This is a genomic window from Ramlibacter lithotrophicus (assembly GCF_012184415.1).
In the GTDB taxonomy this organism is placed as follows: domain Bacteria; phylum Pseudomonadota; class Gammaproteobacteria; order Burkholderiales; family Burkholderiaceae_C; genus Ramlibacter; species Ramlibacter lithotrophicus.
Genome location: NZ_VTOX01000001.1, coordinates 1,086,097 through 1,101,413, shown reverse-complemented (window position 1 = coordinate 1,101,413; position 15,317 = coordinate 1,086,097). Strand labels below are relative to the sequence as shown.

The 15,317-nt window shown below is 68.4% G+C and carries 13 protein-coding genes; 7 read left to right on the top strand and 6 right to left on the bottom strand.

Annotated features, from left to right (window positions below; genetic code table 11):
* The first annotated feature begins 42 nt into the window (after nucleotides 1–42).
* From RAMLITH_RS05190 to RAMLITH_RS05175, 4 genes are all read left to right on the top strand, one after another.
* A complete protein-coding gene (locus tag RAMLITH_RS05190) occupies nucleotides 43–792 on the top strand; it encodes an electron transfer flavoprotein subunit beta/FixA family protein (RefSeq protein ID WP_168106218.1) in 750 nt (249 codons plus the stop codon).
* Nucleotides 793–924: 132 nt separating this feature from the next.
* Nucleotides 925–1,857, top strand: a complete 933-nt coding sequence (locus RAMLITH_RS05185; RefSeq protein ID WP_168106217.1) for an electron transfer flavoprotein subunit alpha/FixB family protein — start codon at nucleotides 925–927, stop codon at nucleotides 1,855–1,857.
* A gap of 207 nt (nucleotides 1,858–2,064) precedes the next feature.
* Nucleotides 2,065–3,867 (top strand): acyl-CoA dehydrogenase, encoded by a 1,803-nt coding sequence (locus RAMLITH_RS05180; protein ID WP_168106216.1) that lies wholly within the window; start codon nucleotides 2,065–2,067, stop codon nucleotides 3,865–3,867.
* Nucleotides 3,868–3,923: 56 nt separating this feature from the next.
* A complete protein-coding gene (locus RAMLITH_RS05175) occupies nucleotides 3,924–4,889 on the top strand; it encodes an NAD(P)H-dependent flavin oxidoreductase (protein ID WP_168106215.1) in 966 nt (321 codons plus the stop codon).
* Here the strand turns inward: RAMLITH_RS05175 and RAMLITH_RS05170 are convergent.
* Together RAMLITH_RS05170 and RAMLITH_RS05165 are read right to left on the bottom strand one after the other, a co-directional pair.
* Nucleotides 4,886–5,908, bottom strand: a complete 1,023-nt coding sequence (locus tag RAMLITH_RS05170) for a cytochrome d ubiquinol oxidase subunit II (RefSeq protein ID WP_168106214.1) — start codon at nucleotides 5,906–5,908, stop codon at nucleotides 4,886–4,888. The two genes, RAMLITH_RS05175 and RAMLITH_RS05170, sit on opposite strands and share 4 nt — an antisense overlap.
* A gap of 10 nt (nucleotides 5,909–5,918) precedes the next feature.
* The gene (locus RAMLITH_RS05165) at nucleotides 5,919–7,301 is read right to left on the bottom strand and encodes a cytochrome ubiquinol oxidase subunit I (protein ID WP_168106213.1); all 1,383 of its coding nucleotides are present in this window, start codon (nucleotides 7,299–7,301) and stop codon (nucleotides 5,919–5,921) included.
* Nucleotides 7,302–7,432: 131 nt separating this feature from the next.
* Between RAMLITH_RS05165 and RAMLITH_RS05160 the strand changes: the two genes are divergently transcribed.
* A complete protein-coding gene (locus RAMLITH_RS05160; RefSeq protein ID WP_337786105.1) occupies nucleotides 7,433–8,521 on the top strand; it encodes a PA0069 family radical SAM protein in 1,089 nt (362 codons plus the stop codon).
* Here RAMLITH_RS05160 and RAMLITH_RS05155 read toward each other — a convergent pair.
* From RAMLITH_RS05155 to grpE, 4 genes are all read right to left on the bottom strand, one after another.
* Nucleotides 8,518–9,084, bottom strand: coding sequence for a phosphoethanolamine transferase domain-containing protein (locus RAMLITH_RS05155; protein WP_168106210.1), 567 nt, complete (start codon nucleotides 9,082–9,084; stop codon nucleotides 8,518–8,520). The genes RAMLITH_RS05160 and RAMLITH_RS05155 overlap by 4 nt on opposite strands.
* A gap of 226 nt (nucleotides 9,085–9,310) precedes the next feature.
* Complete coding sequence (gene dnaJ / locus RAMLITH_RS05150; protein WP_168106209.1) at nucleotides 9,311–10,450, bottom strand: molecular chaperone DnaJ; 1,140 nt, start codon at nucleotides 10,448–10,450, stop codon at nucleotides 9,311–9,313.
* A gap of 103 nt (nucleotides 10,451–10,553) precedes the next feature.
* Nucleotides 10,554–12,500 carry a molecular chaperone DnaK gene (dnaK, locus tag RAMLITH_RS05145; RefSeq protein WP_168106207.1) on the bottom strand — a complete coding sequence of 649 codons (1,947 nt, stop codon included), beginning with the start codon at nucleotides 12,498–12,500 and terminating at the stop codon, nucleotides 10,554–10,556.
* Nucleotides 12,501–12,583: 83 nt separating this feature from the next.
* The gene (gene grpE, locus RAMLITH_RS05140; protein WP_168106473.1) at nucleotides 12,584–13,165 is read right to left on the bottom strand and encodes a nucleotide exchange factor GrpE; all 582 of its coding nucleotides are present in this window, start codon (nucleotides 13,163–13,165) and stop codon (nucleotides 12,584–12,586) included.
* Nucleotides 13,166–13,407: 242 nt separating this feature from the next.
* Between grpE and RAMLITH_RS05135 the strand changes: the two genes are divergently transcribed.
* Nucleotides 13,408–14,484, top strand: a complete 1,077-nt coding sequence (locus RAMLITH_RS05135) for a sensor histidine kinase (protein WP_168106206.1) — start codon at nucleotides 13,408–13,410, stop codon at nucleotides 14,482–14,484.
* Nucleotides 14,481–15,251: a response regulator gene (locus RAMLITH_RS05130; RefSeq protein WP_168106205.1), complete on the top strand. Its 771-nt coding sequence runs from the start codon at nucleotides 14,481–14,483 to the stop codon at nucleotides 15,249–15,251. The genes RAMLITH_RS05135 and RAMLITH_RS05130 overlap by 4 nt, the downstream gene beginning before the upstream one ends.
* Nucleotides 15,252–15,317 lie beyond the last annotated feature (66 nt).

Below are 15,317 nucleotides of genomic sequence, written 5' to 3'. Positions count from 1 at the left end.
GTTACGTACACGTCAATCCAGCAACTCTGAGGAGTCCCTAGCATGAAGGTCCTGGTCCCGGTGAAGCGGGTGGTCGACTACAACGTGAAGGTCCGGGTCAAGTCGGACAACACGGGCGTCGACATCGCGAACGTGAAGATGAGCATGAACCCCTTCGACGAGATCGCCGTCGAGGAAGCCGTCCGCCTGAAGGAGAAGGGTGTCGCGACGGAAGTCATCGCCGTCTCCTGCGGCGTCGCGCAATGCCAGGAAACGCTGCGCACGGCCATGGCGATCGGCGCCGACCGCGCCATCCTGGTCGAAAGCGCGGACGAACTGCAGCCGCTGTCGGTCGCCAAGCTGCTGAAGGCGATCGTCGACAAGGAGCAGCCGGGCCTGGTCATCCTGGGCAAGCAGGCGATCGACGACGACGCCAACCAGGTCGGCCAGATGCTGGCGGCGCTGGCGGACCTGCCGCAGGCGACGTTCGCATCGAAGGTGGAAGTGGCCGATGGCAAGGCCAAGGTCACGCGCGAGGTCGACGGCGGCATGGAAACCGTGGAGCTCACGCTGCCGGCCGTGATCACGGCCGACCTGCGCCTGAACGAGCCGCGCTACGTGACGCTGCCCAACATCATGAAGGCCAAGAAGAAGCAGCTGGATACCGTGAAGCCGGCGGACCTGGGCGTGGAGATCAAGCCGCATCTGAAGACGCTGAAGGTCACGGAGCCGCCCAAGCGCTCGGCCGGCATCAAGGTGCCCGACGTGGCGACGCTGGTGGCGAAGCTGAAGAACGAAGCGAAGGTGATCTGAACAGCCAGGGGCTAGGGCCTAGGGGCTAGGGACTAGGGGAAACAGCCAGTCCGTAGCTGCCCGAGGCGCCAACCCCCGCGGCCATCCCTAGACCCTAGACCCTAGACCCTAGACCCTAGCCCCTTTTCCATCATGACCTCTCTCGTCATTGCAGAACACGACAACGCCACCCTCAAGCCGTCCACGCTGAACACCGTCACGGCCGCCGCCCAGTGCGGCGGCGACGTGCACGTGCTGGTCGCGGGCCACAACGCCGGTGAAGCCGCCAAGGCGGCCAGCCAGGTCGCCGGCGTCGCCAAGGTGATCCATGCCGAAGGCGAGCACCTCGCCCACGGCCTCGCCGAGAACATGGCGGCGCAGGTGCTGGCGATCGCCGGCAACTACAGCCACATCCTCTTCCCGGCCACCGCCAGCGGCAAGAACATCGCGCCGCGCGTGGCGGCGAAGCTCGACGTCGGCCAGATTTCCGACATCACCCGCGTCGATGCCGCCGACACCTTCGAGCGCCCGATCTACGCCGGCAACGCCATCGCGGTGGTGCAGAGCGTGGACGCGATCAAGGTGATCACCGTGCGCACGACCGGCTTCGATGCCGCCGCCGCGACCGGCGGCTCGGCCGCGATCGAGCAGGCCGCCGCCGCGCCGGCCAGCGGCAAGTCGAGCTTCCTCGGCAACGAACTGGCCAAGAACGACCGCCCCGAACTCACCGCCGCCAAGGTGGTGGTGTCGGGCGGGCGCGCGCTCGGGTCGGCCGAGAAGTTCAACGAGATCATGACGCCGCTGGCGGACAAGCTGGGCGCCGCCCTGGGCGCCAGCCGAGCCGCCGTGGACGCCGGCTATGCGCCCAACGACTGGCAGGTCGGCCAGACCGGCAAGATCGTCGCGCCGCAGCTGTACATCGCCGCGGGCATCTCCGGCGCGATCCAGCACCTGGCCGGCATGAAGGATTCCAAGGTGATCGTCGCGATCAACAAGGACGCCGAGGCGCCGATCTTCGCCGTGGCCGACTACGGCCTGGAAGCGGACCTGTTCACGGCGGTGCCGGAGCTGACCAAGGCGCTGTAGCGCCTTGGTCAGCAGGGACTAGGGGCTAGGGGCTAGGGACTAGGGACTAGGGACTAGGGGAACAGCCCGGTCTCCGAAGACACCTCGCCATGGAGGCGCCGGTCTGTGAGTGCACCGGTGCTCCCTAGCCCCTAGCCCCTAGCCCCTAGCCCCTAGCCCCTAGCCCCTAGCCCCTAGCCCCTAGCCCCTAGCCCCTGGAGTTCAGCAATGAGCTACACCGCCCCCCTCAAGGACATGTTGTTCGACCTGCGGCATCTCGCCGGCATCGACGAGATCGCGAAGCTGCCGGGCTTCGAGGAGGCTGGCTTCGACACCGCGCAGGCCGTGCTGGAGGAATGCGCGAAGTTCAACGAAGGCGTGGTCGCCCCGCTCAACGTCGACGGCGATCGCAATCCGTCGACCTGGAGGGACGGCGAGGTCACCACCAGCCCGGGTTTCAGGCAGGCCTACGCGCAGTTCGCGGAGGCCGGCTGGCAGGGACTGCAGCATCCGGCGGAATTCGGCGGGCAGGGGCTGCCCAAGGCGGTCGGCGCCGCATGCGTGGAGATGCTCAACTCCGCCAACCTCAGCTTCGCGCTGTGCCCGCTGCTGACCGACGGCGCCATCGAGGCGCTGCTCACGGCAGCCTCCGACGACGTGAAGGCGGTCTACCTCGAGAAGCTGGTGAGCGGCGAGTGGACCGGCACCATGAACCTGACCGAGCCGCAGGCGGGCTCGGACCTGGCCCTGGTGCGCAGCAAGGCCGAGCCGCAGCCGGACGGCACCTACCGGATCAGCGGCACCAAGATCTTCATCACCTACGGCGAGCACGACATGGCTCGCAACATCGTGCATCTCGTGCTCGCGCGGGTCACCGGCGCGCCCGAAGGGGTGAAAGGCATCAGCCTGTTCGTCGTGCCGAAGTTCCTGGTGAACAAGGACGGCTCGCTGGGCCAGCGCAACGACGTGCGCTGCGTCAGCATCGAGCACAAGCTCGGTATCAAGGCGTCGCCGACCGCGGTGCTGCAGTTCGGCGACGCTGGAGGGGCCGTGGGCTACCTGGTCGGCCAGGAAAACCGCGGCCTCGAGTACATGTTCATCATGATGAACGCCGCGCGCTACGCGGTCGGCGTGCAAGGCATCGCCGTCGCGGAACGCGCCTACCAGAAAGCGGTCGCGTACGCGAAGGAACGCGTGCAGTCGCGGCCGGTGGACGGCTCGATCAACGCCAGCGCACCCATCATCCATCACCCGGACGTCAAGCGCATGCTGATGACGATGCGCGCGTACACCGAAGGCTGCCGTGCGCTGGCCAGCGTCGCGGCCGCGGCCTACGACGCGGCGCATCACCATCCGGATGGCGAGGTGCGGCGGCAGAACCAGGCGTTCTACGAATTCATGGTGCCGCTGGTGAAGGGCTACAGCACCGAGATGAGCATCGAGGTGGCGTCGCTGGGCGTGCAGGTGCACGGCGGGATGGGCTTCATCGAGGAGACGGGCGCCGCGCAGTACTACAGAGACGCCCGCATCCTCACCATCTACGAAGGCACGACGGCGATCCAGGCCAACGACCTGGTGGGACGCAAGACGGCGCGCGACGGCGGGCAGACGGCCAAGGGCATCGCCGCGCAGGTCGCGGCCACCGAGGGCCAGCTCGCGAAGTCGGAGAGCCCGCAGGCGAAGGCGGTGCTCAGGCGGCTGACGGCCGCCCGCCAGGCCTTCCTGGAGGTCGTGGATTTCGTCGCCGGCAACACCAGGGCTTCGCCCAACGCGGTGTTCGCCGGATCGGTGCCGTACCTGATGCTGGCGGGCAACCTGATGGCCGGCTGGCAGCTGGCCCGCTCGGTCATCGTCGCGGAGGCGCTGCTGGCGCAGCCGGACACGGGCGGCGAAGACCCGCAGTTCCTGCGCTCGAAGATCGCGACTGCGCGCTTCTATGCCGACCACATCCTGAGTCGCGCCCCGGCGATCCGCGACGCGATCGTCGAAGGCGCGGAGAGCGTGACGGCTTTGCCCGTGGACGCTTACTGAAATTCGGGGCTGTCCGCTTTCAGGCGCAACGAATACCGAAACCAGACGGAGCCACCATGTCACTGCCGCCAGTCCTGCAACGCCTCGCCCTGCCGGTGATCGGCTCGCCGCTGTTCATCATCAGCAACCCCAAGCTGGTGATCGAGCAGTGCAAGGCCGGCATCGTCGGCTCGATGCCGGCGCTCAACGCGCGTCCCGCCTCGCAGCTGGACGAGTGGCTGCACGAGATCACCGAAACGCTGGCGGCGTGGAACCGCACCCACCCGGACCGGCCGGCGGCGCCGTTCGCGATCAACCAGATCGTGCACAAGAGCAACGACCGGCTCGATCACGACCTGGAGATGGTGGTCAAGTACAAGGTGCCGGTGATCATCACGTCGCTGGGCGCCCGCACCGACGTCAACGACGCGATCCACGGCTATGGCGGGATCGTGCTGCACGACATCATCAACAACATGTTCGCCCGCAAGGCGGTGGAAAAGGGCGCCGACGGCCTGATCGCCGTGGCGGCAGGGGCCGGCGGCCATGCCGGCGTGAAGAGCCCGTTTGCGCTGGTGCAGGAGATCCGCCAGTGGTTCGACGGTCCGCTGGTGCTGAGCGGCTCGATCGCCAACGGCGGCGCGGTGCTCGCGGCGCAGGCCATGGGCGCCGACCTCGCGTACATCGGCTCGGCGTTCATCGCCACGCAGGAAGCACGCGCGTCCGACGCCTACAAGCAGGCGATCGTCGACTGCAACTCGGACGACATCGTCTACACGAACCTGTTCACCGGCGTGCACGGCAACTACCTGAAGCCGTCGATCCGTGCCGCGGGACTGGACCCCGACCATCTGCCCGAGAGCGATCCGAGCAAGATGAACTTCGCGGGCGGCGAGGGCAGCAAGGGCAAGGCCTGGAAGGACATCTGGGGCTGCGGCCAGGGCATAGGCGCCGTGACCGAGGTCGCGACCGCCGCGGCCTTCATCGAGCGCCTGAAGCGCGAGTACCAGCAGGCGCGCCAGCGGCTGTGCGGCGGAGCCTAGTAGTCGGCTGAGGTCTTGCCGTAGCTCAGCGCCTCCGCCGGCCCCCAGAACACCCGGTACATGTAGATCGTGTAGACGACGATCGCCGGCACGGTGATCGCTACGCCGACGAAGATGAAGACCAGGGACTTCGTGGCGGCCGCCGCCTCCCAGACCGTCAGGCGGTCGATCACGATGTACGGATAGAGGCTGTAGGCGAGGCCGAGGAACGAGAGCACGAAGATCAGCACGGTGCTCGCGAACACCACCCAGCCATAACCGGCCGCGATCACGTTCGGCCGCCGCGTCACGTGGAACGCCGCATAGAACGCCACGGCGCAGGCGACCGGGATCGGCAGCAGCCCGATGAACTGCGGCATGGCGAACCAGCGGTCGAACACCGTCCGGCTGAGCAGGGGGGTCGCCAGCGAGATGCCGACCAGCGCGATGCCCATCGGCCACAACGCGCGGCGCGCCCAGCGGCTGGCCTTGTCGCGCAGCGGGCCGCCCGTCTTCATCATCAGCCAGCCGGCGCCGAGCATGGAGTAGGCCGTGGGCAGCGTGAGCGCGATGCCGGCGCTGAACAAGGTGGAGCGCACGTCGTGGACGAACCCGGTGAGGTAGCGCCCCAGCATCCAGCCCTGCGCGGCCGCCGCCATCAGCGACCCGGCGGCGAACAGCGCGTTCCACATCCCCTTGCGCGCGGCACGCGCCTTGACGCGGAAGTCGAAGGACACCCCGCGCAGGATCAGCCCGATCAGCATCACGGCCACCGGCAGGTACAGCGCCGACAGCACGATGCCGTGCGCCAGCGGGAACGCCACCAGCAGCACGCCGATGCCCAGCACCAGCCAGGTCTCGTTGGCGTCCCAGAACGGCCCGATGCTGGCGATCATCAGGTCCTTCTCGTCGTCGGTGGCGAACGGCAGCAGCACGCCGACGCCCAGGTCGTAGCCGTCCAGCACCACGTACGCCAGCAGCGCCAGTCCCATCACCGCCATGAACACCAGCGGCAGCGTGTCGGCCCAGGTGAATGTCATCGTGTGCTCCTCAGGCCGGCCCGCGGACCGGCGTCGCGGCCTTCGCGCTTTGCGGTGTCTCTGGCGTGGCCTGCGCCGGATGCGCCGCCATGTACATCAGCACCAGCACGTACGCGACGAGCAGGAACGCGTACACGGCCAGGTACGCCACCAGCGTCGCCAGCACCATCTGCGGTGGATGGTCGGCCACCAGGTCGGCGGTGCGCAGGATGCCGTAGACCAGGAAGGGCTGGCGGCCGATCTCGGTCACCCACCACCCGGCCAGCGTAGCCACCCACCCCGAGAAGGTCATGGCGGCGAGCAGCCGCAACTGCCAGTGCGCGAACGGGCTCGCTCCGGCCGCCGTCCCGCGGCGCCACAGGGTCCAGGCGCAGGACCAGGAGACCGCGAGCATGAGGAGTCCCATGCCCACCATCACCCGGAAGCTCCAGAACACCGGCGCCACCGGTGGGTGCGCGTCCGGGAATTCGTCCAGCCCCTTGAGTTCGGCGTCGGCGTCGTGCGCGAGGATCAGGCTGGCCAGCTTGGGGACCTGGATTGCGTAGTCGGTGCGCCGCTCCTGTTCGTTGGGCCAGCCGAACAGCGTCAGCGCGACGCCTTTCTCGGTGTGCCAGACGCCTTCGATGGCGGCGATCTTGGCCGGCTGGTGCTCCAGGGTGTTCAGCCCGTGCAGGTCGCCGACGAAGATCTGCACCGGGATGGCGAGGGCTGCCGCCACCACCGCCGAGCGCAAGGCGCGGTGCGTGCCGCCGTTCGCCGTGCCGCGCAGCAGCTGCCAGGCCGACAGGCCGGCGATCAGGAACGAGGCGGTGAGCGTCGACGCGAGCAGCTTGTGGGCCAGCCGGTAGGGAAACGAGGGATTGAAGATCACTTCGAGCCAGCTGGCCGCGTGCAGCTTGCCGTCGATCATCTCGTGGCCCTGCGGCGTCTGCATCCACGAGTTCAGGCTCAGGATCCAGAACGCGGACAAGGTGGTGCCGGCCGCGACCATCAAGGTGGCCAGCAGGTGCATCCGCGGCGACACCTTGTTGCGGCCGAACAGCATGATGCCGAGGAAGGTTGCCTCCAGGAAGAAAGCCGTCAGCACCTCGTAGCCGAGCAGCGGCCCGGCGATGTTGCCGGCGCGCTCCATGAAGCCCGGCCAGTTGGTGCCGAACTGGAAACTCATCGTGATGCCCGAGACCACGCCGATCGCGAAGCTCAGCGCGAAGACCTTGGTCCACAGGTAATACGCTTCTTCCCACTCCTGGGCGGCCGCCCGGTCCGGCGCCGCATCGTGCCGCAACCGGAAATAGACGAGAAACCAGCACAGCGCGATCGTGATCGTGGGGAACAGGATGTGGAAGCTGATGTTGGCCCCGAACTGAAGGCGCGAGAGCAGCAGCGTGTCCACGGGGCGTTCCTTTGGCGGCGATGGCCTGCCATTATGGGCGGCCCCCGGCGGCCGTGGGGCCTTCGCCCGGCCGCGCCACGGCTGGGTCGAAGTCTGATACTGTATGTGCAGACAGTATTACGGGAGACGCCGTGGAAGAAGTACTCATCCCGCTGCACGCGATCAAGGGACGCGGCGCGGCGACGCACCTGCCGCACCGGTTCGAGGCCGACTCGCGAGCGGCGTTCGACGACGGCTGGGACACGGTGGCCGAGGGTGCGGGCGCCGCCGGCCAGCCGTTGCCGACCGAGGTGATCTGGGAAGACGCACGCAGCGCGATCACCACCAACGAGTCGCCGGACGTGGGCTTTGACCGCTCGCTCAATCCGTATCGCGGCTGCGAACACGGTTGCATCTACTGTTACGCGCGGCCGACCCACAGCTATCTCAACCTTTCGCCAGGGCTGGACTTCGAGACGAAGATCATCGCCAAGCGCAACATCGCGCAGGTGCTGCGGCGGGAACTCGCCCGCAGGTCGTACCGGCCGGATCTGGTGGCCATCGGGAGCGCCACCGACTGCTACCAGCCGGTGGAGCGCGAACTGCGGCTGACGCGCGCCGTGATCGAGGTGCTGCAGGAGGCGCGGCACCCGTTCTCGCTGGTCACCAAGTCGAGCGGCGTCGAGCGCGACCTCGACCTGATCGCGCCGATGGCGGCGCAGCGGCTGGCGGCGGTGTACGTGACCATCACCACGCTCGATGCGGAGCTGGCGCGGCGGCTCGAGCCGCGGGCCGCCGCGCCGCACCGGCGCCTGCGCCTGCTGCGAACGCTGGCGGAACACGGCGTGCCGTGCGGCGTGAGCCTGGCGCCGCAGATCCCGTTCCTCACCGACGACATGGAGCGCGTGCTGGAGGCGGCGTGGGACGCCGGCGCGCGCAGCGCGTTCTACCACGTGCTGCGGCTGCCCTGGGAGGTGGCGCCGCTGTTCCGGCAGTGGCTGCAATTGCACTACCCGCAGCGGGCCGACCGCATCATGGCGCGCATCCACGACATGCGCGGGGGCCGGGACTACGACAGCGATTTCGCCAGTCGCATGAAGGGCAGCGGTCCCTGGGCCGAGCTGATCGGCCAGCGCTTCCGGCGCGCGGTGCGCAAGCTGGGCTTCAACACGCAGCGGGTCGAGTTCGACACCAGCCTGTTCCGGCCCGCGGCGCCGGCCGGGCAGTCGCACCTGTTCTAGAGCGGGACGTCGCCGAGCAGGTAGGCGCCGGCGGCGGCCGCCGCCAGCCCGGCCGACAGGCCGAGCACGTTGACGCCGAGTTGCTGGCCGGCGGGCAGCCGGCGCAGGTGGGCGCGCCAGACCCAGATGGCCGGCACCAGGCCCAGCCCCGCCAAGGCTGCCAGCACCTGCCATCGCAGGAAGCTTGCCCACGACGGCACGACCAGGGACGAAGGTTTCTGCGAGAGCAGCGATGCGTCGACGGGCAGGGCCTTGCTCCAGATCGATGCCGCCACGAGACCGGCGGCGAGCAGGACCAGGATTGCGGCCGGCTTGAGCGTCTTGCGCCATCCCAGCAGGCTCAGCAGCGCGGCGGTGCTGCCGGCCACCAGGAGCCCGGTCGCCAGGGCCGGGCCCAGCGCACCCGCGGTGCCGGCCATGGCGCGCCACAGGGCCACGTTGGCGGCGAAGCCGGTCCACAGGCTCGCGGCGAGCACCAGCCATCCGGGATGAAGACCGACGCGGGTCTCGCCGGGCATCAGGATCGAGGAATACCCGGTTTCATGGAAGAGCTTGAGGCCCATACCGGCATTCTGCCCTTCGGTGAGGGGCTTGGCATCAGGAATCGGCGCGGGGGGCCCTGCCGAAACCACGGGCTGCGGTGGTTCAACGCTCCGGCGCTGAAGAATCCTTTCAGCTTGTAGCTCCGGCATAACAAGCCGCTTCGCGGCAGTTGTTAGCCTTCGCTGCAAACTCAAAGGGTCAGCGCGTCCCGCGCTGCCGCAGCCGTGGGCTGCGGTTCTTCAGCGCTCAGGCGCTGAAGAACCCTTTGAGCTTGTCCGCCCAGGACTCCTCGGTGGGGGAGTGCTTGGCGCCGCCCTTCTTGAGCGAGTCGTCCAGTTCCTTCAGCAGCTTGCGCTGGTGTTCCGTGAGCTTGACCGGCGTTTCCACGGCGATGTGGCAATACAGGTCGCCGGGGTAGCTCGAGCGCACGCCCTTGATGCCCTTGCCGCGCAGGCGGAACTGCTTGCCGGCCTGGGTGCCTTCGGGAATGTCGATCGCGGCCTTGCCGGCCAGCGTCGGCACCTCGATCTCGCCGCCGAGCGCGGCCCGGGTGAAGCTGATCGGCACCACGCAGTGCAGGTCGTCGCCGTCGCGCTCGAAGATGTCGTGCTTCTTCAGCCGGATCTCGATGTACAGGTCGCCCGGCGGGCCGCCGTTGGTGCCGGGCTCGCCGTTGCCGGCGCTGCGGATGCGCATGCCGTCGTCGATGCCGGCCGGGATCTTCACTTCCAGCGTCTTCTGCTTCTTGACGCGGCCCTGGCCGTGGCAGGTCGTGCACGGCTCCGGAATGATCTTGCCGGTGCCGCGGCAGTGCGGGCAGGTCTGCTGCACCGAAAAGAAGCCCTGGCGCATCTGGACCACGCCCTGGCCGTTGCAGGTGCCGCAGGTCTTGGCCTGGGTGCCTGGCTTGGCGCCGCTGCCGTGGCAGGTGTCGCATTGCTCCCACGAGGGGATGCGGATCTGGGCCTCCTTGCCCAGCGCCGCTTCCTCGAGGGTGATCTCCATCGCGTACGACAGGTCGCTGCCGCGGTAGACCTGGCGCCCGCCCCGGCCGCCGCGCTGCTGCTGGCCGAAGATGTCGCCGAAGATGTCGCCGAAGGCCTCCGCGAACCCGCCGAAACCTTCCTGGCCGGGGCCGCCGCGCATGTTGGGGTCGACGCCGGCATGGCCGAACTGGTCGTACGCCGAGCGTTTCTCGGCGTTCGACAGCATCTCGTAGGCCTCCTTGGCCTCCTTGAACTTGGCCTCGGCGGCCTGGTGCGCATCACCCTGGTTGCGGTCAGGGTGGTACTTCATCGCGAGCTTGCGATAGGCCTTCTTGATTTCCTCGTCCGACGCGTTCTTCGGGACGCCCAGGACGTCGTAATAGTCTCGTTTGGTGGCCATGTTCTCGTTCGCTACAGCAAGAACGCCGCGTCGACGTTCCCGCAACGGTCACGTTCCAACGCGGCGAACTGGCGCCGGCGGCGGGGGCCGCCGGCCTCGATTGTCACTTCTTGACTTCCTTCACCTCGGCGTCGACGACATTCTCGTCGGCCGGCCGCGAACCCGCGCCGGCTTCGGTGCCGCCGGACTGGCCGCCGCCGGCGGCCGCCTGCGCGCTCTGCTGCGCCTGCATGTCGGCGTACATCTTCTCGCCGAGCTTCTGGCTGACCGACATGAGGGCGTTCGACTTTTCCTCGATCGCGGCCTTGTCCTCGCCCTTGAGCACGGATTCGAGGTCCTTCACGGCGGCCTCGATCTTGTCCTTCTCGCCGCCATCGAGCTTGTCGCCGTACTCGGTCAGGCTCTTGCGCACGCTGTGCACCAGCGCCTCGCCCTGGTTCCTGGCCTGCACGATCTCGAGCTTCTTCTTGTCCTCTTCGGCGTTCAGCTCGGCGTCCTTCACCATTTTCTGGATCTCGGCTTCCGACAGCCCCGAGTTCGCCTTGATGGTGATCTTGTTCTCCTTGCCCGTGCCCTTGTCCTTCGCGCTCACGTGCAGGATGCCGTTGGCGTCGATGTCGAAGGTGACCTCGATCTGGGGCAGGCCGCGCGGCGCCGGGGGAATGCCCTCCAGGTTGAATTCGCCCAGCAGCTTGTTGCCGGAAGCCATCTCGCGCTCGCCCTGGTAGCACTTGATCGTCACCGCCGGCTGGTTGTCGTCGGCCGTCGAGAAGGTCTGCGCGAACTTGGTCGGGATGGTCGTGTTCTTCGTGATCATCTTGGTCATCACGCCGCCCAGGGTCTCGATGCCCAGCGACAGCGGCGTCACGTCCAGCAGCAGCACGTCCTTGCGCTCGCCGCCCAGCACCTGGCCCTGGATCGCGGCGCCCACGGCCACGGCTTCGTCCGGGTTGACGTCCTTGCGCGGCTCCTTGCCGAAGAACTCCTTGACCTTCTCCTGCACCTTGGGCATGCGGGTCTGGCCGCCCACCAGGATCACGTCGTGGATGTCCGAGACCGACACGCCGGCGTCCTTGATGGCGGTGCGGCACGGCGCGATGGTGCGCTCGACCAGTTCCTCCACCAGGGCTTCCAGCTTGGCGCGCGTCAGCTTGATGTTCAGGTGCTTCGGACCGCTCGCGTCGGCCGTGATGTACGGCAGGTTCACGTCGGTCTGGGAGTTGCTGGAAAGCTCGATCTTGGCCTTCTCCGCGGCTTCCTTCAGGCGCTGCAGGGCGAGCACGTCCTTGGACAGGTCGACGCCCTGGTCCTTCCTGAACTCGCCGATGATGTAGTCGATGATGCGCTGGTCGAAGTCCTCGCCGCCCAGGAAGGTGTCGCCGTTGGTGGACAGCACCTCGAACTGCTTCTCGCCGTCGACGTCGGCGATCTCGATGATCGAGATGTCGAACGTGCCGCCGCCCAGGTCGTACACGGCGATCTTGCGGTCGCCCTTTTCCTGCTTGTCCAGGCCGAAGGCCAGCGCGGCCGCGGTCGGCTCGTTGATGATGCGCTTGACGTCCAGGCCGGCGATGCGGCCGGCATCCTTGGTCGCCTGGCGCTGGCTGTCGTTGAAGTACGCCGGCACGGTGATCACCGCTTCGGTCACCGGCTCGCCCAGGTAGTCCTCCGCCGTCTTCTTCATCTTGCGCAGGATCTCCGCCGAGATCTGCTGCGCCGCGAGCTTCTTGCCGCGCACCTCGACCCAGGCGTCGCCGTTGTCGGCGCGCACGATCTGGTAGGGCATGAGGTGGATGTCCTTCTGGACTTCCTTTTCCTCGAACTTGCGGCCGATCAGCCGCTTGACGGCGTAGATCGTGTTCTTGGCGTTGGTGACGGCCTGGCGCTTGGCCGAGGCGCCGACCAGGATCTCGCCGTCCTCCTGGTACGCGACGATCGACGGCGTGGTGCGCGCGCCTTCACTGTTCTCGATGACCTTGGGCGTGTTGCCCTCCATCACCGCGACGCACGAGTTGGTGGTCCCCAGGTCGATGCCGATGATTCTTCCCATGTTGCTGCTCCTTTCGCGCGGCCCGCCGGGGCCCTATTCAAATCTGTTGGTTAAATGTGGATAAGCTGTGGCGTTTCAAGCGGTCACTGCGGCGCCGCCACCGTCACCAGCGCCGGGCGCAGGACGCGTTCGGCGATCAGGTAGCCCTTCTGCAGTACCGAGACGATGGTGTTGGGTTCCTGTGCGGAACCGGTGGGAACCGGGACCACCGAAATGGCCTGGTGCTGGTGCGGGTCGAACCTGGCCCCGGCCTGGGGATTGATTTCCACCACCTTGTTGCGCTCCAGGACCGACTTGAGCTGGCGCAGGGTCGCTTCGGCGCCTTCGCGGATCTGCTGGGGGGTCGCCTCCTGGATCGACAGTCCGGCCTCCAGGCTGTCGGCGACGGCCAGCAGGCTCTCCGCGAAGCCCTCGATCGCGAACTTGCGCGCCTTGGACATCTCTTCCTCGGCACGGCGGCGGGTGTTCTGGACGTCGGCCTGGGCTCTCAGGTACTGCTCGGCGAGCTGGGCGTTCTGCGCCTGCAGCTCCGCGAACTGCGCCTGCAGGTCGGCCAGGCCGGTCGCTTCGTGGGCCGCCTGCGCAGCCTCCCGCTCTTCCGGGCTGGCGTCCACAGGCACGCCGATGGGGTCCATGGTGGGCTCGATCCGCTCGTTGTCAGGCATGGCGGTCTGGTTCTTTTCGGGCATGGGTGGTTCTGGGTGAAATCACACGCTGCGCACCAGCTTGGGGTGGTGCCGCCTATTTCAAGGCGTCCGTGCCGGAAAGCCGGGCGACGCGCAGCGGGCCCCGGATTGTGCCGCTTCGCGCCGCGCCGGGGGCGGGTCATCCATTCAAAGCGGGGCTCCGTCGCACGGGCCCTGCCGGCGGCTTGACCGTGCCGTGGCCCGGCACTTATCGTCGGCCGATGTCAACGGCTCCCCCGTCCGTCACCCCCCCGGCCGAGCCGCGCCGCAAGGCGCTGCCGCGGGGCCGGCAACTGCTGGCGGTCGTGCTGGGCGCGATCGTGGTGGCGGCCGTGCTCAAGCCGGTGACGTTCAACCGCTACGACGAGCTGTTCGGCGAGACCCTGTTCGTGGGCCTCATGCTGCTGTTTGCCTTCAGCGCCGCCGGCGCCTGGCGCCAGCGCTGGCTCCCGCGCCGGGCGGCGCAGTTCGCGGCCGTGACCCTCGCGGCCGTCGTCTCGCCGCTGATCGTCCAGCTGGTGACCTTCAGGGGCGATTTCGCCGCCTTCGCGGCCTCACGGCACCACGTGATCGGCTACGTGCTGATCGCGGTGGTCGCGACCCTCATCGGGACGATGTTCGCGGCGGTGGCCTTGCGCGGGGAGCGCGCGCGGGCCCAGGCGCTGCAGTTCGCCCTGGAGCGCGAAACCCTGGAGCGGCAGGCGGCGGACGCCCGGCTGGCGCTGCTCACGGCGCAAATCCAGCCGCACTTCCTGCTGAATACGCTGGCCAACGTGCAGGAGCTCGTGGAGAGCGGCTCGCCGCAGGCCGTGCCCGTGTTTCGCAGCCTGATCGAGTACCTGCGGGCCTGCATGCCGCGGCTGCAGCAGCCGGACGCCACGCTCGCGGACGAGGAGCGGCTGGTGCGCGCCTACCTCGAGGTGATGCACATGCGCATGCCCGACCGGCTCGCGTTTTCCGTCGACATCCCGGCGGAGCTGCGGGCCCTGCGCTTTCCCCCGATGGCCTTGCTGACGCTCGTGGAGAATGCCGTGCGGCATGGCATCGACCCGGCGTGCGACGGCGGCCGCATCGAGGTCGGCGCCGGCCGAACCGATGCGCAGACGATCCGGCTGTGGGTCGCCGACACCGGCGTGGGACTCTCGCCGCACGCGCCCGAAGGCCAGGGACTCGCCAACCTCAAGGCGCGGCTGCGGGTTTTCTTCGGGGAGGCCGCGCGAGTGGAATTGAGCGAGCAGGCGGCCGGCGGCGTGCGAGCCGACATCCGGGTTCCGGTCGGCGCGGGAGCCGCAGCGTGATCGCGAGCGCGCTGATCGCCGACGACGAGCCGCTGCTGCGACAGCGGCTGGCCGCGTTGCTGGACCGGCTCTGGCCGGAGCTGCGACTCGTTGCCAGCGCGCGCAACGGTCCGGAGGCGCTGCAGCTGTTCGAGGAGCACCGGCCGCGGGTCGCCTTCCTGGACGTACAGATGCCGGGCGTGAACGGCATCGAGGTGGCGCGCCGGATCGGCGGGCGCGCCGAAGTGGTGTTCGTGACCGCGTACGACCAGTACGCGGTCGAGGCCTTCCGGCACCGCGCCATCGACTACCTGGTCAAGCCGCTGGACGAGGCCCGGCTGGCGGAAACCGTCGACCGTCTGCAGGCGCGGCTGCGGCAGCCGCCCGCCGGGGGCGGCCCGGCCTTCGAGGCGGCGCTCGAGCGCATCGCCGCCGAACTGCGCGAGCGGATCACGCCGCCGGCCCGGCTGCAATGGATCAAGGCGTCCGTGGGCAATACCGTGCGGCTGATCCCGGTGGACGAGGTGATCTACCTGAGGTCGGACAACAAGTACACGCTGGTGGTATGGGAGGGCGGCGAGGCGCTCATCCGCAAGACCATCCGCGAACTGGCCGGCGAGCTCGATCCCGGGCGCTTCGTGCAGGTGCACCGCTGCGCCATCGTGTGCCTCGAGCGGGTGAGCCATTTCGTCCATGGCGACGGCGAGAGCGGCGAGCTGTTCCTGAAGGGCCGCAGCGACCGCGTGCCGGTCAGCCGCAGCTACCAGCACCTCTTCCAGGCGCTCTGAAAACGCGTGCCGCGTTTTCAGAGCGGTCTGATCAGTTGAGCGGGACCGGCGGAGCCGGATCCCGCT